General features: G+C 73.2%; 19 protein-coding genes and 1 tRNA gene. 9 read left to right on the top strand and 11 right to left on the bottom strand.

The window, feature by feature from the left end; translation table 11 throughout:
• Positions 1 to 126 precede the first annotated feature (126 nt).
• Positions 127 to 681 (top strand): Lrp/AsnC family transcriptional regulator, encoded by a 555-nt coding sequence (locus ACIPW5_RS18330; RefSeq protein WP_401245787.1) that lies wholly within the window; start codon positions 127 to 129, stop codon positions 679 to 681.
• Between the two features lie 53 nt (positions 682 to 734).
• On the opposite strand, the gene ACIPW5_RS18325 is transcribed toward ACIPW5_RS18330, so the two are convergent.
• Positions 735 to 1325: a TetR/AcrR family transcriptional regulator gene (locus tag ACIPW5_RS18325; protein ID WP_401245785.1), complete on the bottom strand. Its 591-nt coding sequence runs from the start codon at positions 1323 to 1325 to the stop codon at positions 735 to 737.
• Positions 1322 to 2848, bottom strand: a complete 1527-nt coding sequence (locus ACIPW5_RS18320; RefSeq protein WP_401245783.1) for a 3-hydroxyacyl-CoA dehydrogenase — start codon at positions 2846 to 2848, stop codon at positions 1322 to 1324. Before ACIPW5_RS18320 ends, ACIPW5_RS18325 begins: the two co-directional genes overlap by 4 nt.
• Before the next feature lie 189 nt (positions 2849 to 3037).
• On the opposite strand from ACIPW5_RS18320, the gene paaN reads away from it, so the two are divergent.
• Positions 3038 to 4720, top strand: coding sequence for a phenylacetic acid degradation protein PaaN (gene paaN, locus ACIPW5_RS18315; RefSeq protein WP_401245781.1), 1683 nt, complete (start codon positions 3038 to 3040; stop codon positions 4718 to 4720).
• On the opposite strand, the gene ACIPW5_RS18310 is transcribed toward paaN, so the two are convergent.
• The 3 genes from ACIPW5_RS18310 to ACIPW5_RS18300 are packed head-to-tail and all read right to left on the bottom strand — an operon-like array spanning position 4717 to position 7423.
• Positions 4717 to 5466 carry a TrmH family RNA methyltransferase gene (locus ACIPW5_RS18310; RefSeq protein ID WP_401245780.1) on the bottom strand — a complete coding sequence of 250 codons (750 nt, stop codon included), beginning with the start codon at positions 5464 to 5466 and terminating at the stop codon, positions 4717 to 4719. The genes paaN and ACIPW5_RS18310 overlap by 4 nt on opposite strands.
• Before the next feature lie 38 nt (positions 5467 to 5504).
• Positions 5505 to 6728 carry an HTTM domain-containing protein gene (locus ACIPW5_RS18305; RefSeq protein ID WP_401245778.1) on the bottom strand — a complete coding sequence of 408 codons (1224 nt, stop codon included), beginning with the start codon at positions 6726 to 6728 and terminating at the stop codon, positions 5505 to 5507.
• Positions 6713 to 7423, bottom strand: coding sequence for a DUF5819 family protein (locus ACIPW5_RS18300; RefSeq protein WP_401245776.1), 711 nt, complete (start codon positions 7421 to 7423; stop codon positions 6713 to 6715). Before ACIPW5_RS18300 ends, ACIPW5_RS18305 begins: the two co-directional genes overlap by 16 nt.
• 135 nt (positions 7424 to 7558) lie before the next feature.
• On the opposite strand from ACIPW5_RS18300, the gene paaA reads away from it, so the two are divergent.
• The 6 genes from paaA to ACIPW5_RS18270 all read left to right on the top strand — a co-directional run bounded on the left by paaA (position 7559) and on the right by ACIPW5_RS18270 (position 12439).
• Positions 7559 to 8575: a 1,2-phenylacetyl-CoA epoxidase subunit PaaA gene (gene paaA, locus ACIPW5_RS18295; RefSeq protein ID WP_401245775.1), complete on the top strand. Its 1017-nt coding sequence runs from the start codon at positions 7559 to 7561 to the stop codon at positions 8573 to 8575.
• Positions 8572 to 8856, top strand: coding sequence for a 1,2-phenylacetyl-CoA epoxidase subunit PaaB (paaB, locus tag ACIPW5_RS18290; RefSeq protein WP_125813338.1), 285 nt, complete (start codon positions 8572 to 8574; stop codon positions 8854 to 8856). Before paaA ends, paaB begins: the two co-directional genes overlap by 4 nt.
• Positions 8853 to 9587, top strand: a complete 735-nt coding sequence (gene paaC, locus ACIPW5_RS18285; RefSeq protein WP_401245773.1) for a 1,2-phenylacetyl-CoA epoxidase subunit PaaC — start codon at positions 8853 to 8855, stop codon at positions 9585 to 9587. Before paaB ends, paaC begins: the two co-directional genes overlap by 4 nt.
• On the top strand, positions 9581 to 10087 hold the full coding sequence (gene paaD, locus ACIPW5_RS18280) for a 1,2-phenylacetyl-CoA epoxidase subunit PaaD (RefSeq protein ID WP_401245771.1): 507 nt from the start codon (positions 9581 to 9583) through the stop codon (positions 10085 to 10087). The genes paaC and paaD overlap by 7 nt, the downstream gene beginning before the upstream one ends.
• Positions 10088 to 11188 carry a 2Fe-2S iron-sulfur cluster-binding protein gene (locus ACIPW5_RS18275; RefSeq protein ID WP_401245769.1) on the top strand — a complete coding sequence of 367 codons (1101 nt, stop codon included), beginning with the start codon at positions 10088 to 10090 and terminating at the stop codon, positions 11186 to 11188.
• A 108-nt stretch (positions 11189 to 11296) separates the two neighbouring features.
• A complete protein-coding gene (locus tag ACIPW5_RS18270) occupies positions 11297 to 12439 on the top strand; it encodes an acyl-CoA dehydrogenase family protein (RefSeq protein ID WP_401245767.1) in 1143 nt (380 codons plus the stop codon).
• A gap of 7 nt (positions 12440 to 12446) precedes the next feature.
• On the opposite strand, the gene ACIPW5_RS18265 is transcribed toward ACIPW5_RS18270, so the two are convergent.
• The 6 genes from ACIPW5_RS18265 to ACIPW5_RS18240 form a co-directional block, all read right to left on the bottom strand.
• On the bottom strand, positions 12447 to 12791 hold the full coding sequence (locus ACIPW5_RS18265) for a rhodanese-like domain-containing protein (RefSeq protein ID WP_401245765.1): 345 nt from the start codon (positions 12789 to 12791) through the stop codon (positions 12447 to 12449).
• Between the two features lie 66 nt (positions 12792 to 12857).
• Complete coding sequence (locus tag ACIPW5_RS18260) at positions 12858 to 13688, bottom strand: J domain-containing protein (RefSeq protein WP_401245763.1); 831 nt, start codon at positions 13686 to 13688, stop codon at positions 12858 to 12860.
• Positions 13689 to 13801: 113 nt separating this feature from the next.
• On the bottom strand, positions 13802 to 15295 hold the full coding sequence (locus ACIPW5_RS18255) for a DUF2252 domain-containing protein (RefSeq protein WP_401245761.1): 1494 nt from the start codon (positions 15293 to 15295) through the stop codon (positions 13802 to 13804).
• Between the two features lie 69 nt (positions 15296 to 15364).
• Positions 15365 to 16024 (bottom strand): response regulator transcription factor, encoded by a 660-nt coding sequence (locus ACIPW5_RS18250; protein WP_125595717.1) that lies wholly within the window; start codon positions 16022 to 16024, stop codon positions 15365 to 15367.
• Positions 16025 to 16034: 10 nt separating this feature from the next.
• Positions 16035 to 17726, bottom strand: coding sequence for a sensor histidine kinase (locus tag ACIPW5_RS18245; RefSeq protein ID WP_401245759.1), 1692 nt, complete (start codon positions 17724 to 17726; stop codon positions 16035 to 16037).
• A 129-nt stretch (positions 17727 to 17855) separates the two neighbouring features.
• Positions 17856 to 17938 (bottom strand) — tRNA-Leu (locus ACIPW5_RS18240).
• A gap of 293 nt (positions 17939 to 18231) precedes the next feature.
• Here ACIPW5_RS18240 and ACIPW5_RS18235 point away from each other — a divergent pair.
• The gene (locus ACIPW5_RS18235; protein ID WP_401245757.1) at positions 18232 to 19038 is read left to right on the top strand and encodes an FhaA domain-containing protein; all 807 of its coding nucleotides are present in this window, start codon (positions 18232 to 18234) and stop codon (positions 19036 to 19038) included.
• Positions 19039 to 19046: the final 8 nt, after the last annotated feature.

Below are 19046 nucleotides of genomic sequence, written 5' to 3'. Positions count from 1 at the left end.
GCGCCTCACCAACCGATTGTTCGGTCGTTGGCGCAATTTGGCTACAGGCGGCTCCAGGCTGTGGACAAAGTGGCGGCGGGGCCATGGGATGGGTGCAGGACGTCCAGGAGAGGGAGGCAGTGGGCAATGCCGGATGAACAAATGGCCGGAGCGGGTTCCGCACCGGTCCCACCGGGGGGCGCACCTTCGGGCCCACCCGTGCCGCCACGCCCCCTGGACCCCATCGACCGTTCGATCATGCGGTTGCTCCAGGCGGACGGCCGTGCGTCCATACGGTCGGTGGCGGAGCAGGTGCACGTCTCCCGGGCCAACGCGTACGCGCGGATCAACCGGCTGATGGACGACGGGGTGATCCGCGGGTTCACCGCCCGGGTCAACCACGAGCGGGCGGGCCAGGGCGCGTCGGCGTACATCACGCTGAAGATCGTCCAGAACTCCTGGCGGACGGTGCGCGAGAAGTTGCGGGAGCTGCCGGGCGCGGCGCACATCGCGCTGGTCAGCGGGGATTTCGACGTCCTGCTGCTGGTCCACACGCCGGACAACCGCACGCTGCGGGAGCTGGTCCTGACCCGCCTCCAGTCCATCCCGGAGGTGCTGTCCACGCGCACGCTGCTGGTGTTCGAGGAAACGGATCTGCTGGACCCGGGTCCGTCGGGCGGCCCCGCCCTCGCGGAGGACTGAGCGGGGCCGGGAGGGCGGGCCGGGGCCGGGCCGGGAGGCCCGCCCCGGCCGGGCTAGGCGGCCTTGGTGCGCAGGCCGTCCAGGGCCATGCTGACCACCGCGTCCGCGAGCTGGTCGGGGGTGGTGCCCGGATGCGGGCGGTACCACTCGACCAGCGAGTTCACCATGCCGAACAGCAGGCGGGTGGCGAGCCGGATGTCCACGTCGGCGCGCAGGTCCCCGTCGGCGGCGGCGGCCTTGAGGAGTTCCGCGACCTGGTGGTCGAACTCCCGGCGGCGCTCCAGGGCCCAGCGCTCGGTGCGGGTGTTGCCGCGCACCCGCAGCAGGAGGGTGACGTAGGGCAGTTCCGCGACCAGGACCTCGACCGTGCGGCGCGTGACGTACTCGACGCGCGTGACCGCGCGGCCCCGTACGGCGCCCGGCTCGTCCAGGATCCCGAACAGGCCGTCCAGGGCCCGGCTGACGGCCCGGTGGAGGAGCTCCTCCTTGCCCGCGACGTGGTGGTAGATCGAGGACTTGGAGATCCCGGCGGCCTTGGAGAGGTGCTCCATCGAGGTGCCGTCGTAGCCGCGCTCGTTGAAGACCTGCACGGCCACGGACAGCAGCGTCTCCGGGGTGTAGGTGTCCCGCCTGGCCGTGGTCACTCGGTGCCCTCCTCTTCCCCGTCCTCGTCCTCGCCGGCCTCGTAGCCCAGCTTGAACAGTGCCAGCGAGGGCGCGTAGCGCCCGCCGGGACAGCGCTCGTCGAGGTGGTGCAGCAGGTCGTACGCCCAGTCGCGGCCGAGCCGGTCGTGCCATTCGGCGGGGCCGAGCGGGTAGTTCACGCCGAGCCGCATCGCGGTGTCGACGTCCTCCGCGGTGGCCACCCCGCGCGCCACGGCGTCGGCGGTGAGGTCGATGAGCATCGCGACGGTCCGGGCGACGATCATGCCGGGGACGTCGCCGATGACGGAGACCTTCTTGCCGAGCTTCTGGAAGAGGCCGATCGCCTCGGCGAGGGTGCGCTCGGTGGTGTCCTCGCTGGCGGACAGCGCGATCCGGGTCGCGTCGCGGTAGTCGAGCGCGAGGTCGAAGTAGACGACGTCGGCGAACTCGACCGAGGTCTTGCCGTCCGCGAGCACCAGCTGGCCCTCGCCGGGCAGCTGGATGTACGGGCCCCCGTGCCCGGTGGCGGTGACCGCGATCCCGGCCTCCTCCATGAGGCCGGCCAGGGCGGCGGCCGGGCCGAGGTCGCCGACGACGGTGACCTTCTCCGGCGCCTCCTCGGGGCCCGCCGTGTGCGGGGCGGGCGCGTCGGCGTCCCCGGCGTACGGGAACCAGCCGTGCCCGGACTTGCGGCCGAGGCGGCCCGCCTGGACCAGGCGGCGCTGGGCGAGCGAGGGGGTGAACTTGGGGCTCCGGAAGAAGGAGTCCCAGACGGAGCGGGTGACGGCCTCGTTGACGTCCTGGCCGATCAGGTCGGTCAGCTGGAACGGGCCCATCTTGAAGCCGCCGCTCTCGCGCAGGACGGCGTCGATGGTGGCGGGGTCGGCGCCCTGCTCCTCGTACACCGCGAAGGCCTCGGCGTAGAAGGGGCGGGCGATCCGGTTGACGATGAAGCCGGGGGTGTCGGCGCAGCGGACGGGCGTCTTCCCCCAGCCGAGGACGGTGCGGTACGCGCGCTCGGCGGCGGCCGGGTCGGTCGCGTGGCCGCTGACCACCTCGACGAGGGGGAGCAGCGGGGCCGGGTTGAAGAAGTGCAGTCCGAGGAAGCGGCCGGGGTGCGCCAGGCCGGCGGCGAGCTCGGTGACGGAGAGGGAGGAGGTGTTGGTCGCCAGCAGCGCGTCCGGCGAGACCACTCCTTCGAGGGCCGCGAACAGCTCGCGCTTGACGGCGACGTCCTCGACGATGGCCTCGATCACCAGGGCGGCGGAGGCGACTCCGGTCAGGGTGTCGGCGGACTCCAGCCGGCCGACGGCGTCGTCGGCCTCGGCCCGGTCCAGCCGGCCCTTGGCGACCAGCCGCTCGACCCGGCCGGCCACGGTCTGGACGGCCTCGCGGGCCCGCTCGGGCGCGGAGTCGTAGAGGCGTACGCGATGACCTGCGAGGAGAGCGACCTGGGCGATGCCCTGGCCCATGGTTCCGGCGCCGACGACCGCCACAGTGCGAGCCCGCTCGATTGCTGTCATGTCCTGATCCTCCCGCACGCGGTTGTCCACAGGTCTGCCGGGCCCTCTTGTACCGACCGATCGTTCGGTTACTCTAACTCCAGTCTGCTCTTCTTCACCCGCCCCAGCCCGATCCCAGCCTGACTCCAGCCTGTTCCCAGTCTGCGAACCAGCCTGATCCCGCCCGGCTCAACGAGGAGTTGGTCCCTGATGGCCGCCGAGCTCACCGTCCCCCAGCTTTCCGAGAAGCACCGGACCACCCTGGACCAGGCGCTGGATGCCATCCGCAGCCGCGCCTACTGGTCCCCGCACCCCGAGCACCCCAAGGCCTACGGGGAGACCGCCCCGGCCGACGGGCTCGCCGCCTTCGAGGCGGTCCGCGGCACCCGCTTCGACCTGGGGCAGCCCGGCACCGACGGCTGGGCGGGCGGCGAGGTCTCGCCGTTCGGCCCCGAGCTGGGCGTGGAGTACCCGCACGTCGACCCGGACGTGCTGCTGCCCGCGATGAAGGCCGGGATCGCCGCCTGGCGGGACGCCGGACCCGAGACCCGCGCCCTGGTCTGCATCGAGGTCCTCGCCCGCATCTCCGCCCGCACCCACGAGTTCGCGCACGCGGTCATGCACACCAGCGGCCAGGCCTTCATGATGGCCTTCCAGGCGGGCGGCCCCCACGCGCAGGACCGCGGCCTGGAGGCGGTGGCCTACGCGTACGAGGAGCAGACCCGCGTCCCCGGGCAGGCCGCCTGGTCGAAGCCGCAGGGCAAGAAGGACCCGCTGGAGCTCGGCAAGACCTTCACGGCCGTGCCGCGCGGCATCGCGCTGATGATCGGCTGCAACACCTTCCCCACCTGGAACGGCTACCCCGGCCTGTTCGCCTCCCTCGCCACCGGCAACGCCGTCCTGGTCAAGCCGCACCCGCGCGCCGTGCTGCCGCTGGCGCTGACCGTGCGGGTGGCCCGCGAGGTCCTGGCCGAGGCCGGCTTCGACCCGAACCTCGTGGCCCTGGCCGTCGAGCGGCCGGGCGAGGGCATCGCCAAGACCCTGGCCGTCCGCCCCGAGATCAAGCTCGTCGACTACACCGGGTCGACCGAGTTCGGCGACTGGCTGGAGGCCAACGCCCGCCAGGCGCAGGTCTACACGGAGAAGGCCGGCGTCAACACGGTCGTCGTCGACTCCACGGACGACTACAAGGGCATGCTGTCCAACCTGGCCTTCTCCCTGTCCCTGTACAGCGGCCAGATGTGCACCACCCCGCAGAACCTGCTGATCCCCCGCGACGGCATCGACACGGACGCCGGCCGCAAGTCGTACGACGAGGTCGTCGCCGACCTCGCGGCCTCGGTCGGCGGCCTGCTGGGCGACGACGCCCGCGCCAACGCGCTGCTGGGCGCGCTGGTCAACCCGGACGTCAAGACCCGGCTGGAGGCCGCGGCCGGCCTCGGCGAGGTCGCGCTGGCCTCCCGCGAGGTGGCCAACCCCGAGTTCCCCGACGCGGTCGTGCGCACCCCGGTGATCGTGAAGCTGGACGCCGGCAAGCCCGACCCGGAGGCGGCCTACCTGTCCGAGTGCTTCGGCCCGGTCTCCTTCGCGGTGGCGGTGGACTCCACGGCGGACGCCCTCGACCTGCTGCGCCGTACGGTGCGGGAGAAGGGCGCCATGACCGTGGGCGCGTACACCACGTCCGCGGACACCGAGCGGGCCATCGAGGAGGTCTGCCTGGAGGAGTCGGCGCAGCTGTCCCTGAACCTCACGGGCGGGGTCTTCGTCAACCAGACGGCGGCCTTCTCCGACTTCCACGGCTCCGGCGGCAACCCGGCCGCCAACGCCGCGCTGTGCGACGGGGCGTTCGTCGCCAACCGCTTCCGCGTGGTGGAGGTCCGCCGCCAGGGCTAGGGGGTCTCCGGGTCCTTCGGCCCGCCCCAGTGGAACAGGGTCATGGCCACGCTGGTGGCCAGGTTGTAGCTGGACACCTGGGGGCGCATCGGCAGCGCCACCAGGTGGTCGGCCCGGGCGCGCAACTCGGGCGAGATGCCGTGCCGCTCCGACCCGAAGGCGAGCAGCGCGTCGTCGGGCAGGACGAGGCCGCGGATGTCCTCGCCCCCCGCGTCGAGCGCGTACACCGGGCCCGGCGGGAGCTCCTCCAGCTCCAGCCGGTCCACGGTGGTCGCGTAGTGCAGCCCGGCGCCGGCCCGGACCACGTTCGGGTGCCAGGGGTCGAGGTCGCCCCGGGTCACCACGCCGGTGGCCCCGAAGCCGGCGGCGAGGCGGACGACGGCGCCGACGTTGCCGAGGTTGCGGGGGTTGTCGAGCAGCACGACGGGGGCCGTCCGGGGCGTCCGCGCCAGCGCGGCCCGTCCGGCCTCCCGGCCGGGGCGCACGGCGAGCGCGGCGACCCCGGTGGGGTGCACGCGGGGCAGCAGCTCCTTCAGCGGGGCCTGCCGCACCAGCCGGGCCACCGCCTCCTCCACATCGGGCGCCAGCCCGGCGGCCAGCGCCCGTACGCCCTCGGGCTCATCGGCCACGACGACCAGCACCTCGGCCCCGAACCGCAGGGCGTGCTTCAGCGCGTGGAACCCGTCGAGCAACACGACGTCGTCCCGCCCGGCGATCCCGGCCCATGCGCTCAGCTGCTCACTCATGCCCCGACCCTACGGGGCGCCGCCGCGCGCCCGTCGCCTCAGTCGCCGGCGGGGCTGCTTACAGCCTCGCCGGCGATTGAGGCGCGAGGGTCTGCGGGCGGAGCCCCCAGGAGCGGTCCGGGCGCAGCCCGGGGAACGGAGGAAGGGCGGGTAGGGGACCAGCGCCGCAGGCCGGCCACCCGCGCCCCCACCCACACCAGCAACCCCGTCGGCAGGAACACCGCGTCCGCGGCGATCATCGCCAAAGAGAAGAACGGCAGGCCCAGCAGCACCGCGATCCCCGCGTGCTCCAGCATCATCACCGCCAGCAGCACGTTCTTGACCCGCCGGTTGAACAGCGTGAACGGGAACGCCACCTGCACCAGCACGGTCCCGTACGTCAGCAGCATCACCACCGTCCCGCTGGACGCCACCAGCTCCGACAGCCCGGGCCACGGGGTGAAGTAGTCCAGGCTCAGCGGGTAGTACAGCGCGGTCCCGTCCTGCCACCGCGAGCCCTGGATCTTGTACCAGCCGGCGGTGGCGTAGATCAGGCACACCTCGGCCGCGATCACCAGCATCCCGGCGTTGTGCAGCAGGTTCGCGAGCACGTCGAGGGTGGCCCGCCGCTCGCCCCCGGGTTCGTACCGGTCGGCCAGCCACCACAGGGCCGTCCCGGTCCACAGGGTGGCGAAGAGCACGAGCCAGAGCGTGCCGAAGTGCCCGTTCAGCACCCCGTACGCGAATCCGGCGCCCAGGACCGCCCACAGCACCGGCCCCGCGGCCCCCGCGGTCGCCGAGCCCCGCAGCCGCGCCCGGCGGGCGTCCAGCGACCACACCTGCCCGCAGCGGGTCAGCACGAGGTAGACCGCCATCAGGTGGATGACGTTGTCCCCGCCGTCCCCCATGAACACGCTGCGGTTCTGCAGCGACAGCACCCCGATCATGAACAGGACCGACGCGGCGCGCGTCCGCCAGCCCAGCACCAGCAGGACGCTCGCGAGCAGGGAGAGCGCGTACACGGCCTCGAACCACAGCGTCGAGTCCGACCACATCAGCACCGTGAAGGCGCGGTTCGAGGCGATCAGCCGCTCGGCCAGCTGCCAGCTCCACGGCCCGTCGGGGCCGTACAGCTCGTGCCGGTGGGGGAACTCCCGCAGCAGGAAGAACAGCCAGGTCGCGGCGAAGCCGATGCGTACGACGGCGCTCTGGTGGGGGCCTAGCGCCCGTCCGGAGGCCTGCGCGACCGCGCGCGCGAGGGCGCTCCTCACACGTTCCACCACGGCAGCTCCCGGTAGTACGTCTGGGTGTCGGTCTTCTCCCCGCTCCAGGCGGGCGCGGCCACGGCCCGGGTCGCCGAGCGCAGCTGGATCCGTACGATCCGCTCGCCTTCCGGCTTCCCTTCCGGCTTGCCTTCCGGCTTCCCGTCGGCCAGCCGGTCCACGGCGATCCGCTTCAGGTACTGCTCGGCCAGCTCTCCGCGCTCTCCGTCGGCCTTGTTGTCCTCGTCGTGGGAGCCGGTGAAGAAGTCCCAGGCCCTGCGCAGCTCGTTCTGCTCGGTGTGGCTCGGCAGCAGGCCGTGGCGGATCGCCGCGCCGTCCTCGGCGGACAGGTCGCGCCAGTCCCGGGTGACGAGGTCCCCGCCGGCGGTGCGGACCTGGGCGCGGACCTCGACGGCGATGTTCTGCTGGAGCGGGTTGGGCGCGAAGAGCTTCCAGTTCTGTTCGAACTCGGGGTAGATCCAGCCGTCCACGAGCCGGGCGTTCTGCTTGCCGAGGGTGTTGGCCGGCGCGACGTGCAGGAAGACCAGTCCGAGGTGCAGGCAGGCGCCGACGCCCAGGGCCCCCAGGGCAAGGGCCGCGAGGACCCGGTACGGGGCGGACAGGCCCGCGATCCCGGGTGCCCGGGGCGGTGCGGACGGCGCCGGAGCGGCCGACGGAAGGGCTCCTTCCGCAGGCTCGCGCTCGTTCGAATCCATCCCGCCCCGATCATCCGGCGTCCACAGGGTTGCCCACAGAGGTTGACACCCTACGGGCCGCCGTCTCACCATTGAAGAGGATGAACCGAACGATCGGTCGGTCGGGCGGACGGCACACTCTGACAGGGGACCGGGATGGTCGCAGTGACCCCGGAAACGGGCACGTCAGGCACGGTGGACGGCGTGGTGGACGGGCAGTCCGCGGACCTCGGCGCACAGCTCCGTGCGGACTTCGACGCCGCCGTGGCGGCCGACGAGCGCGTGGAGCCCCGGGACTGGATGCCCGAGGAGTACCGCGCCTCCCTGGTCCGGCAGATGGCCCAGCACGCCCACTCCGAGATCATCGGCATGCAGCCCGAGGCCAACTGGATCACCCGCGCGCCCTCCCTGCGCCGCAAGGCGATCCTCATGGCCAAGGTGCAGGACGAGGCGGGCCACGGCCTCTACCTCTACAGCGCCGCCGAGACCCTCGGCACCAGCCGCGACGAGCTGCTCGACAAGCTCCACTCGGGCAAGCAGAAGTACTCCTCGATCTTCAACTACCCCACGCTGACCTGGGCCGACGTCGGCGCCATCGGCTGGCTCGTGGACGGCGCGGCGATCACCAACCAGGTGCCGATCTGCCGCTGCTCCTACGGCCCCTACGCCCGCGCCATGGTCCGGATCTGCAAGGAGGAGTCCTTCCACCAGCGCCAGGGCTACGAGCTGCTCCTCGCCCTCTCGCAGGGCACCGAGGCCCAGCACGCGATGGCACAGGACGCGGTCGACCGCTGGTGGTGGCCCTCGCTGATGATGTTCGGCCCGCCGGACGACGAGTCGGTCCACAGCGCCCAGGCGATGGCCTGGAAGATCAAGCGCCACTCCAACGACGAGCTGCGCCAGCGCTTCGTCGACATCGCCGTCCCGCAGGCCGAGTCGCTGGGCCTGACCCTGCCCGACCCGGACATCAAGTGGAACGAGGAGCGCGGACACCACGACTTCGGCGCCATCGACTGGGCCGAGTTCTGGGACGTCCTCAAGGGCAACGGCCCCTGCAACGAACAGCGGATCAGCCAGCGGCGCACGGCGCACGAGGAAGGCGCCTGGGTCCGCGAGGCCGCCTCCGCCTACGCCGCGAAGCACACCAGCACCGGACGAGAGGTACAGGCATGACGCAGAACTGGCCCCTGTGGGAGGTGTTCGTGCGCTCGCGCCGCGGCCTCTCGCACACGCACGCGGGAAGCCTGCACGCCCCCGACGCGGAAATGGCCCTGCGCAACGCACGCGACCTCTACACGCGGCGCAACGAGGGCGTCTCCATCTGGGTCGTGCCCTCCACCGAGATCACCGCCTCCTCGCCGGACGAGCGGGACCCGTTCTTCGCCCCGTCCGCCGACAAGCCCTACCGCCACCCGACCTTCTACGAGATCCCCGAGGGGGTGCGCCACCTGTGAGCGCCGGCACCGACACCCGCACCGCGGCCGCCCTCGCCCTCGGCGACGACGCGCTGATCCTCTCCCACCGCCTCGGCGAGTGGGCGGGCCACGCCCCCGTCCTGGAGGAGGAGGTCGCCCTGGCCAACATCGCCCTCGACCTGCTCGGGCAGGCCCGCGTCCTGCTGTCCATGGCGGGCGACGAGGACGAGCTGGCCTTCCTGCGCGAGGAGCGCTCCTTCCGCAACCTCCAGCTGGTCGAGCAGCCCAACGGGGACTTCGCCCACACCATCGCCCGCCAGCTCTACTTCTCCTTCTACCAGCACGAGCTGTACACGGACCTCGCCGCCGGGGACGGCCCGTTCGCCCCGCTCGCGGCCAAGGCCGTGAAGGAGACCGCCTACCACCGGGACCACGCCGAGCAGTGGACGCTGCGCCTCGGCGACGGCACCGAGGAGAGCCGGTCCCGGATGCGCACGGGGCTGGACGCCCTGTGGAAGTACACCGGGGAGATGTTCCTGCCCGTCGAGGGCCTCGGCCTGGACCGGGCCGCCATGGAGGCCCTGGAGGGCCGCTGGCTGGCCGCGCTGGGCGACGTACTGGACCGGGCGGGCCTCGCCCTGCCCGAGGGGCCGCGTACCGGCGCCTGGGCCGCCGGAGCGGGCCGCCAGGGTCTGCACACGGAGCCGTTCGGGCGGATGCTCGCCGAGATGCAGCACCTGCACCGCAGCCACCCCGGAGCGTCGTGGTGAGCGCCGGGGCCGGGACCACCCGCCTGGAGGCGGAGCTGGCCGAGCTGGCGGGTTCCGTCCCCGACCCCGAACTGCCCGTGCTGACCCTGGCGGAGCTGGGCGTCATGCGCGGGGTGCGGATGCACGAGGACGGTCACGCCGAGGTGGTCCTGACCCCGACGTACACCGGCTGCCCGGCCATCGAGGCCATGTCCGCCGACATCGAGCGCGTCCTCACCGGCCACGGCATCCCCGAGGTACGGGTCACCACGGTGCTGTCCCCGGCCTGGTCCACCGACGACATCAGCGCCGAGGGCCGCCGCAAGCTGGCCGAGTTCGGCATCGCGCCGCCCCGCCCGCACTCCACCGGCGGACCGGTACCGCTGACCCTGTCGGTGCGCTGCCCGAACTGCGGCTCGACCGACACCGAGCTGCTTAGCCGCTTCTCCTCCACCGCGTGCAAGGCGCTGCGCCGCTGCGTCGCCTGCCGCGAACCGTTCGACCACTTCAAGGAGCTGTAGATGGCCGCACCCCGCCACGGCGCGTTCCACCCGCTGACGGTGGCGGCAGTCGACCGGCTCACCGACGACTCGGTGGCGCTGACCCTCCGGGTCCCCGAGGAACTGCGCGAGGACTACCGCCACGCCCCCGGCCAGCACCTGACGCTGCGCCGCGGCGCCGCCGAGGGCGCCGAGGTCCGCCGCACCTACTCGATCTGCTCCCCCGCCCCGGCCCCCGACGGCCCCGGTCCGGCCGAACTGCGGGTGGGCGTGCGCCTGGTGGAGGGCGGCGAGTTCTCCACGTTCGCGCACAAGGAGGTCGCCGCCGGCGACGTGCTGGACGTGATGGTCCCGGCCGGCCGGTTCGTGCTGGACCCGGCCGCCGCCCCGCAGGGCGCGCACTACGCGGCGGTCGTCGGCGGCAGCGGCATCACCCCCGTGCTGTCGATCGCCGCCTCGGTGCTGGCCGCGCGGCCCGACGCCCGGTTCTGCCTGGTGCGCGCCGACCGCACGGCGGCGTCGACGATGTTCCTGGAGGAGGTGGCCGACCTCAAGGACCGCTACCCCGACCGCTTCCAGCTGGTCACCGTGCTCTCCCGCGAGGAGCAGGAGGCCGGGCTGCCGTCCGGGCGGCTCGACGAGGCGCGGCTGGTGTCCCTGCTGCCCGCGCTGCTGCCCGTCGGGGAGGTGACGGGCTGGTTCCTGTGCGGCCCCTACGGTCTGGTGACCGGCGCGGAGCGGGCCCTGGGCGCGCTGGGCGTCGGCCGGACCCGGGTGCACGAGGAGATCTTCCACGTCGAGGACACCGCCCCCGCGACCGAGGCGCGCGCCGTCCCGTCCCCCGCCCACGGCCGGGTGACCGCCCGGCTCGACGGCCGCTCGGGCACCTGGCCCGTACAGGACGGCGAGTCCCTGCTGGACACCGTGCTGCGCAACCGCGCGGACGCCCCGTACGCCTGCAAGGGCGGGGTGTGCGGCACCTGCCGGGCCTTCGTGGTCTCCGGCGAGGTGCGGATGGAGCGCAACTTCGCGCTGGAGGCGGAGGAGACGGACGCCGGGTTCGTCCTGGCCTGCCAGTCCCACGCCATGACGGAGGAAGTGGAGATCGACTTCGACCGGTAGGCCGGCGGCCCTCCGGATCGTCCGGGGCCTGTCCAATTGCCGCACACTGCTCTATCTTGACGCACCGTCAGTTCAGGGCGTCAGCCGGTGCGCGCAGGAGGACAGGCAGTGGACTTCACCTTCACCGAGGAACAGCAGGCCGCCGTCGAGGCCGCGCGGGCCGTCTTCGCCGACGTCGCCCCCGACGGCGTGCCCAGCCCCGCGCTCACGCCCGGGGCCGTCGCCGACGACTTCGACCGGCCGCTGTGGGCCCGGCTCGCCGGCTCCGACCTGCTGGGCCTCGTCCTCGCCGAGGAGCACGGCGGGGCAGGCCTCGACGCCATAGCCCTGTGCCTCGTCCTGCGCGAAGCGGCGCGGGTGCTGGCCCGGGTGCCCCTGCTGGAGCACTGCGCCACCGCCATGGCCGTCCAGGCCCACGGCAGCCCCGAGCTGGCCTCGGCCCTGCTGCCCGGCGCCGCGGACGGCACCCTCGTCCTCACCGCGGCGGCGCACGGCCGGACCGGCCACGACCCCGCCGAACTCGCCGTCACCGCACGCCGCGAGGGCACGGACTGGCTCCTGGACGGGGTGCAGACCTCCGTGGCCTGGGCCCACGGCAGTGACTGGATCGCGGTGCCCGCCCACAGCGGCGAGGGCGGGGCCGTCCTCGCGCTCCTGCCCCGCACCACCCCGGGGCTCACGCTCGCCGACCAGTACTCCACGAGCGGCGAGCGGCTCGCCGAACTCACCCTCGACGCGGTACGGGCGCCCGGCGCCCACGTGATCGACGCCCCCGGCGCCTGGGACCGGCTCCACCAGCTCCTGGCCACCGGCACCTGCGCCCTCGCCCTCGGCCTCGGCGAGGCCGCCCTCACCATGACCAGCCAGTACACCGGCAAGCGGGAGCAGTTCGGCTTCCCCGTGGCCACCTTCCAGGCCGTCGCGGTGCAGGCCGCCGACCGCTACATCGACCTGCGAGCCATGGAGGCCACCCTCTGGCAGGCCGCCTGGCGGCTCGACGCCGCGACCGGCGGGGCGGGCGGCCCGCTGCCCAGCGCCGGGGACGTCGCCGTCGCCAAGATCTGGGCCTCGGAGGGCGTACGCCGGGTCGTGCAGACCGCCCAGCACCTGCACGGCGGCTTCGGCGCCGACACCGACTACCCGCTGCACCGCTACCACGCCTGGGCCAAGCAGCTGGAGCTCCAGCTCGGCCCGGCCGCCGCACACGAGGAGGCCCTGGGCGACCTGCTGGCCGCCCACCCCCTGGCCTGAACGCCGTCTAGAGGACGAAGGCCGGGTTCCCGCTGTCCGTCACCATCGGGCGCCCGGCACGGTCCCAGGCCTGCATCCCGCCGTCGATGTTCACGGCCTCGATGCCCTGGCGCACCAGGTACTGGGTGACCTGCGCGCTGCGGCCGCCCACCCGGCACATCACGTACGCGGTGCGGCCGTCCGCGACCGCCTCCGTGACCTCGCCGAAGCGCGCCACGAAGTCGCTCATCGGGACGTGCAGCGCACCCTCGACGTGCCCGGCCGCCCATTCGTCGTCCTCACGGACGTCGAGGACGAAGCCTTCGGCGGGCACCGCGGCGGCGTCCACCGAGGGAAGCGGTCCGAGGTTCATAACAGTCGCCTTCTCTCTTCACGGATCTGGTCTGCCAACCTATCCGAAGCCCCGGCCCCGCCGGGCTCAGCCTGCGCTGTACGACGCCAGCTCCGCCTCGCGTTCGGACACCTGCGCCAGCAGCTGCTCCGCGATCTCCTCCAGCAGCCGGTCCGGGTCGTCCGGAGCCATCCGCAGCATCGCGCCGATCGCGCTGTCCTCCAGCTCCTTGGCCACCAGCGACAGCAGCTCCTTGCGCTGGGACAGCCACTCCAGCCGGGCGTACAGCTCCTCGCTCTCGCTCGGCCCCGCCTCCTCGGGCGCAGGGCCGGCCTCCCACTCCTCGGCCAGCTCGCGCAGCAGCCGCTCCTCACCGCGCCCGTAGGCGGCGTTCACCCGGGAGATGAAGGCGTCGCGGCGCGTGCGCTCGGCCTCGTCCTGGGCCAGGTCGGGATGGGCCTTGCGGACCAGCTCGCGGTACAGGCGCCGCACCTCCTCGGTCGGACGCACCCGCTGCGGCGGCTGCACCGACCGGTCGGTGAGCATCGCGGCGGCGTCGTCGGAGAGGCCGTCCGAGTCGAGCCAGTCGTGGAACAGCTCCTCCACGCCGGGCATCGGCATGACCAGCGAGCGGGCCTCCTGGGCCCGCCGCAGGTCCTCGGGATCGCCGCTGCGGGCCGCCTTCGCCTCCGCGATCAGCGCGTCCAGCTCGTCGAGGCGCGAGTACATCGGGCCGAGCTTCTGGTGGTGCAGCCGGGAGAAGTTCTCGACCTCCACCCGGAAGGTCTCCACCGCGATCTCGAACTCGATCAGTGCCTGCTCGGCGGCCCGCACGGCACGCTCCAGCCGCGCCTCGGGCCGCTCGTCACCGGGGACGGCGGGCTCTTCGGGGGCGGTGTGTTCGGTCTGCTCGCTCACCCGGCCAGCCTACGGCCAGCCCCGGGCCACGTTTCACGTGAAACGTAGGGGATGTTTCACGTGAAACGGGCCGTCGGGCCACCGGCCGGTCCGGCCGCAGCCGGACCGGCTGCTCAGACCCCGAACTCCGCCGCGACGCGTCCCGAGCGCACCGCCGCCACCAGATCCGCGTGGTCGGCCTCGCTCCGGTCGGCGTAGGCCACGGCGAAGGCGGCCATGGCCTCGTCCAGCTCCTCGTTCTTGCCGCAGTACCCCGCCAGCAGCCGCGGATCGGCGCTGTGCGCGTGCGCCCGGGCCAGCAGGGCTCCGGTCATCCGGCCGTAGTCGTCGATCTGGTCCACGGCCAGCGCCGCCGGGTCCACGCTGCCCTTGCGGTTGCGGAACTGCCGGACCTGGTACGGGCGCCCCTCGACGGTGGTCCAGCCCAGCAGGATGTCGGAGACCACCTGCATCCGCTTCTGCCCGGCCACCACCCGGCGGCCCTCGTGCTCCTCCTCCGGCGCGTGGAAGCCCAGTCCGGGCAGGTGCGGCAGCAGCACCGAGGGCCGCGCCTCCTTCACCTGGAGCACCAGCGGCTCGCCCCGGTGGTCCAGCAGCAGCACCACGTACGAGCGGGTGCCCACGCTGCCGGTGCCGACGACGCGGAAGGCCACGTCGTGGATCGCGTACCGGGCCAGCAGCGGCAGCCGGTCACCCGACAGGGTCGCCAGGTACGGGCCCAGCGAGGCGGCCACCGCGGCGGCCTCCCCGTCCCCGACCCGGCGCAGCACCGGCAGGGCGTCCACGAAGCGGCGGCTGCCGTCGTCGAGGAGTTCGGTCGACTTGGCGGCAAACCGGGCGGAGGTGTTGTTGCGGGCCTTCTCCGAGACCCGCTCCAGGGTGCCCAGCAGGTCCCGTGCGTCGGTGTGGGAGACCAGTTCCTCGTCCGCGATCGCGTTCCACGCGTCGAGCGCGGGCAGCTTCGCCAGCAGCCGCATGGTCCGCCGGTAGGCACCCACGGCGTCCCGGGCCGCCGCCAGGCAGGTGTCCTCGTCGGCGCCCGCCACCCGGCCGGCGAGTACCAGCGAGGTCGCCAGCCGCTTCACGTCCCACTCCCACGGACCGAAGACGGTCTCGTCGAAGTCGTTCAGGTCGATCACCAGCCGGCCGCGCGCGTCCCCGTACAGGCCGAAGTTGGCCGCGTGGGCGTCACCGCAGATCTGCGCGCCCACCCCGGTCACCGGACCGCCCGACAGGTCGTGCGCCATCAGCCCGGCCGCCCCGCGCAGGAAGGCGAAGGGGTTCGCGGCCATCCGGCCGACCCGTATCGGGGTCAGCTCGGAAACCCGCCCCACGTTGGACTCCTCCACCGCGCGCACCGCGTCCGGACGCCCGGCAGGCGCCTCGAACCGTGCGTGGGCCGCGCGCGGTACGCGCAGCCGCAGGGCCTTCCCCGCCTCCCTGGGCGAGCCCGTCACGTTCCGCGGCGCGAAGCCGGCGACGCGCGGAATCCGCCCGCCGTCCCGCCCCGCGACCGTGCCCGCCCCGCCCGACGCCCCGCCCGACGCTTCGGCCGCCATGCCCGCCGCCACGCCCGCCGCCGCGTACTGCTCCGGTATCGCCACCATCCGCGCTGCCCCGCCCTGTTCGCGCCACACCGGCCACTTCCCGGCCGATCAAGTCCGGGCAGACCGTACCTACAGCCCGGCGTCCCTGGCCAGCAGGGCCGCCTGTACCCGGTTCTCGCACCCCAGCTTCGCGAGGATGCGGCTCACGTACGTCTTCACCGTCGCCTCGCTCATGTGGAGCCTGCGCCCGGCGTCCGCGTTGGACAAGCCCTCGCCCAGCAGTGCCAGCACGCCGCGCTCCCGCTCGCTCAGCTCCGCGACCCTCCGCCGGGCCTCCTCACCGCGCCCCGCGGCCGGCCCGGTGGCCAGCTGGTCGACCACGTGCCGGGTCGCTCCGGGCGAGAGGTAGGCGTCCCCGGCCGCGGCCGCGCGGACGGCACCGATCAGCTCACCGGGCGCCGAGTCCTTCAGCAGGAAGCCCGCGCCGCCCTGGCTCAGGGCCCGCAGCACGTTCTCCTTCTCCCCGAAGGTGGTCAGGATCAGCGCCCGTACCGCCGGCGCGGCCCGCCCCAGCTCGCCCAGCGCCGTCAGCCCGTCCATCACCGGCATCTGGATGTCGAGCAGCACCACGTCCGGGGCGTGCGACAGGGCCAGCTCGACGGCCTCCCGGCCGTTGGCCCCCTCGGCGACGACCTCGATGTCCGGAGCCGAGGTCAGGATCATCCTGATCCCCGCCCGGATCAGCGGCTCGTCGTCAGCGATCACCACTCTGATCACCTTGGCTGTCACCCGCGCGCTCCTACTGCTTGACCTCGTACGTCTGCTTGTCGACGAGCTTGCCGTCCTTGAAGCAGAACCGGAAAACGGTGTCGTCGGCGGACCACTCCGAGTTGCCCGTGGAGAGCAGTGCCAGGCACTCCGAGCCCTCCGGCCGCGGCGGTCCCTTGCGGTCCATCCCCGCCGTCAGGACGCTGTCCCCGCTCGGCAGCCTCCCCCGCACCGACTTCTCGGACTCGCCCACGTGGACCGCGTCGTAGTCCTCCCTGCTGATCATCGCCTTGTTCGCGGAGCCGACCAGCATCACCACGGCCGCCCCCATCACGATGACCAGCAGCACCAGCGCCGCGACGGCGATGCCGCAGCCCATCGCCACGCCCCCGGTCCGGGTGCGCACCGGAACCGACAGCTCGCGGTCCAGCGCGGCCCAGTCCAGCGGCGGCGCGCCCTTCACCGCCAGCGCCTGGGCCTGCGAGCGCTGACCGAAGTCGTCGGCCACGTCCTCGACGAGCCCGGCCGGCTCCGTCCCGTACGGCAGCACGCCCGCGACCCGGAACCCGCCGTCCTCGGTCGCCCCCGCGTGCACCATGCCGCCGACCAGCCGGGCCCGCTCCCGCAGCCCGGTCAGCCCCTGCCCGCCCGAGACGACCTCGCCCGGACCCCGGGAGGTCGCCGGACCGTTGGCGATCTCCACCACCAGCGAGTCGTCCTCGTAGCGCAGCTCCACGGTGATCGGCGACCCCGGAGCGTGCTTGTAGGCGTTGGTCAGCGCCTCCTGCACGATCCGGTACGCCGCGTGGTCGCAGGCCGCGACCAGCGGCCGCGGCCGCCCCGCCGTGCCCAGCCGTACGTCCGTCCCCGCGGCCCGCGCGGCCTCCACGATGCCCGCGATGCCGGCCACCCCCCGCGCGGCCGGCTGCGCCTCCTCCACCGTCGCGGGCGCCTCCACCCCGTCGCGCATGATCCCGACGACCTCGCGCAGCTCGTGCATGGCCGCCACCGAGGCCTGCCGCAGCACCCCCACCGCCTCGCGCTGGCGGTCGGTGAGCGCCGGGTCCACCTCCAGTGCCCCCGTGTGGACCGAGATCAGCGCCAGCTGGTGGCCCAGGCTGTCGTGCATGTCCTGGGCGATCCGCTGCCGCTCCCGCAGCCTGGCCTGCCCGGCGACCATGGTCCGCTCGCGCACCAGCTGGTCGTTGCGCTCCTGGAGGGCGCTCAGCAGGGTCCGGCGCTGGTACCAGTAGCGGCTGGCCAGACCCGGCATGACGGTCGCCGCGAGGAACAGCAGGGTGGAGAAGACGGCCACCAGCAGGGGCCGCATCTGCGCCCACTGGTCGACCAGGGTGAAGCCGACCACCGCGAGGAAGGCCAGCAGGAACGCGCCGAGGGCCCGGCCCACTCCGACGATCCGGCGGCCCGCGGACCAGCCCAGCAGGATCGTCACGAGGAAGACCCCCGGCAGCAGCGCACTGGCCGCCGAGCCGACCACCAGCGTGACCGCCGGCAGTCTCCGGCGCAGCAGGACCAGCGCCACCACGGTCACGGCCCCGAGGACCGTCTTCAGCACGGAGCTGTTGCTCAGGTCGTCCACGCCGACCCCGAGCAGCGCCAGCACCGCGGCGCTCGTCAGGTCCGCGGCCAGCATCCGCCGCGTCCAGGGCTCCGGCCCCTTCAGCCAGTCCCAGCCCGCACGCGTCCTCGCCTTGGCATCCACGCGTACGACCCTAGACACGGGCCCGTGCCGCCGGCCGTCTTCTTTCGTCGCGTCCCGCCCGACGAAAGTCGCACGGTCCGGACATGCGAGAAGCCCCGATCCGGAGTCCGGATCGGGGCTTCCCCGATGTGGGCGAGGGGGGATTTGAACCCCCACGTCCCGAAGGACACTGGCACCTGAAGCCAGCGCGTCTGCCGTTCCGCCACTCGCCCGAGCAGCGTCCCAGTGGTTCTTCCCTTTCGGGCCGTTCCCCTGGCGACGTCGAAACATTAACACGACGGACGGGCCGGATTGAAATCGCTTTCCGCAGCCCCTCGCACGACGACCGGGACGGCCCCTCCCACTGTCCCCTCCGGGTGCGGGACACTGTCCCTGGCGCACCCCTACGATCCCTTGTGAGCACCAACACTCCTGCGCGCAGGACCGAAGGGGAACCAGCCGAATCCGCCACGCGTGGATACGATCAGTAAGCAGTACAGGGCGACAACGACGGAGGAGGTGCCCCATGGGAGTCCTGAAGCGTTTCGAGCAGCGCCTCGAAGGTCTGGTGAACGGCACCTTCGCCAAGGTGTTCAAGTCCGAGGTCCAGCCGGTCGAGATCGCCGGCGCCCTCCAGCGCGAGTGCGACAACAACGCCACGATCTGGAACCGCGAGCGGACCGTCGTGCCCAACGACTTCATCGTGGAGCTCAGCGCGGGCGACTACGAACGCCTGAGCCCCTACTCCGGTCAGCTCGGCGACGAACTCGCGGGCCTCGTCCGCGACTACGCCAAGCAGCAGCGCTACAGCTTCATGGGCCCCATCAAGGTGCACCTGGAGAAGGCGGACGACCTGGACACCGGCCTCTACCGGGTCCGCAGCCGCACGCTCGCCTCCAGCACCTCCCAGGACTCCCCCCAGGCCGCCCAGGGCCAGCAGGGCGGATACGGCTACCCGCCGGTCGGCGCCCCGCCCATGCCCCCGGGCCCTCCTGCGGGCGGACCCGGCGCGCGCCCCGGCGCGGCGCCGGCGGCTCCCGGTGCCCCGGGGGCCATGCGCCGCTGGATCGAGATCAACGGCACCCGCCACCAGATCTCGCGCCCGACGCTCGTACTCGGCCGCAGCACCGAGGCCGATGTGCGGATCGACGACCCCGGCGTGTCCCGCCGGCACTGTGAGATCCGGACCGGAACACCCCCGACGATCCAGGATCTCGGGTCCACCAACGGCATCGTGGTGGACGGGCAGCACACCACCCGCGCTACGCTCCGCGACGGCTCGCGGATCGTCGTGGGCAGCACCACCATCATTTACCGGCAAGCCGAAGGGTGAAGCGGGGG

The organism is Streptomyces sp. NPDC090077 (assembly GCF_044747545.1).
Classification (GTDB): Bacteria; Actinomycetota; Actinomycetes; order Streptomycetales; family Streptomycetaceae; genus Streptomyces.
The sequence above is the reverse complement of the archived record's forward strand: the minus strand, read 5'-3'. Positions and strand labels throughout refer to the sequence as shown.

Bases quoted from the DNA above. Each gene is read 5' to 3' on its own strand.
- ACIPW5_RS18330 (WP_401245787.1), top strand. From the start codon at position 127: ATGCCGGATGAACAAATGGCCGGAGCGGGTTCCGCACCGGTCCCACCG.
- ACIPW5_RS18320 (WP_401245783.1), bottom strand. From the start codon at position 2,848: ATGACAGCAATCGAGCGGGCTCGCACTGTGGCGGTCGTCGGCGCCGGA.
- paaN (WP_401245781.1), top strand. From the start codon at position 3,038: ATGGCCGCCGAGCTCACCGTCCCCCAGCTTTCCGAGAAGCACCGGACC.
- ACIPW5_RS18310 (WP_401245780.1), bottom strand. From the start codon at position 5,466: ATGAGTGAGCAGCTGAGCGCATGGGCCGGGATCGCCGGGCGGGACGAC.
- ACIPW5_RS18300 (WP_401245776.1), bottom strand. From the start codon at position 7,423: ATGGATTCGAACGAGCGCGAGCCTGCGGAAGGAGCCCTTCCGTCGGCC.
- paaA (WP_401245775.1), top strand. From the start codon at position 7,559: ATGGTCGCAGTGACCCCGGAAACGGGCACGTCAGGCACGGTGGACGGC.
- paaB (WP_125813338.1), top strand. From the start codon at position 8,572: ATGACGCAGAACTGGCCCCTGTGGGAGGTGTTCGTGCGCTCGCGCCGC.
- ACIPW5_RS18275 (WP_401245769.1), top strand. From the start codon at position 10,088: ATGGCCGCACCCCGCCACGGCGCGTTCCACCCGCTGACGGTGGCGGCA.
- ACIPW5_RS18265 (WP_401245765.1), bottom strand. From the start codon at position 12,791: ATGAACCTCGGACCGCTTCCCTCGGTGGACGCCGCCGCGGTGCCCGCC.
- ACIPW5_RS18255 (WP_401245761.1), bottom strand. From the start codon at position 15,295: ATGGTGGCGATACCGGAGCAGTACGCGGCGGCGGGCGTGGCGGCGGGC.
- ACIPW5_RS18235 (WP_401245757.1), top strand. From the start codon at position 18,232: ATGGGAGTCCTGAAGCGTTTCGAGCAGCGCCTCGAAGGTCTGGTGAAC.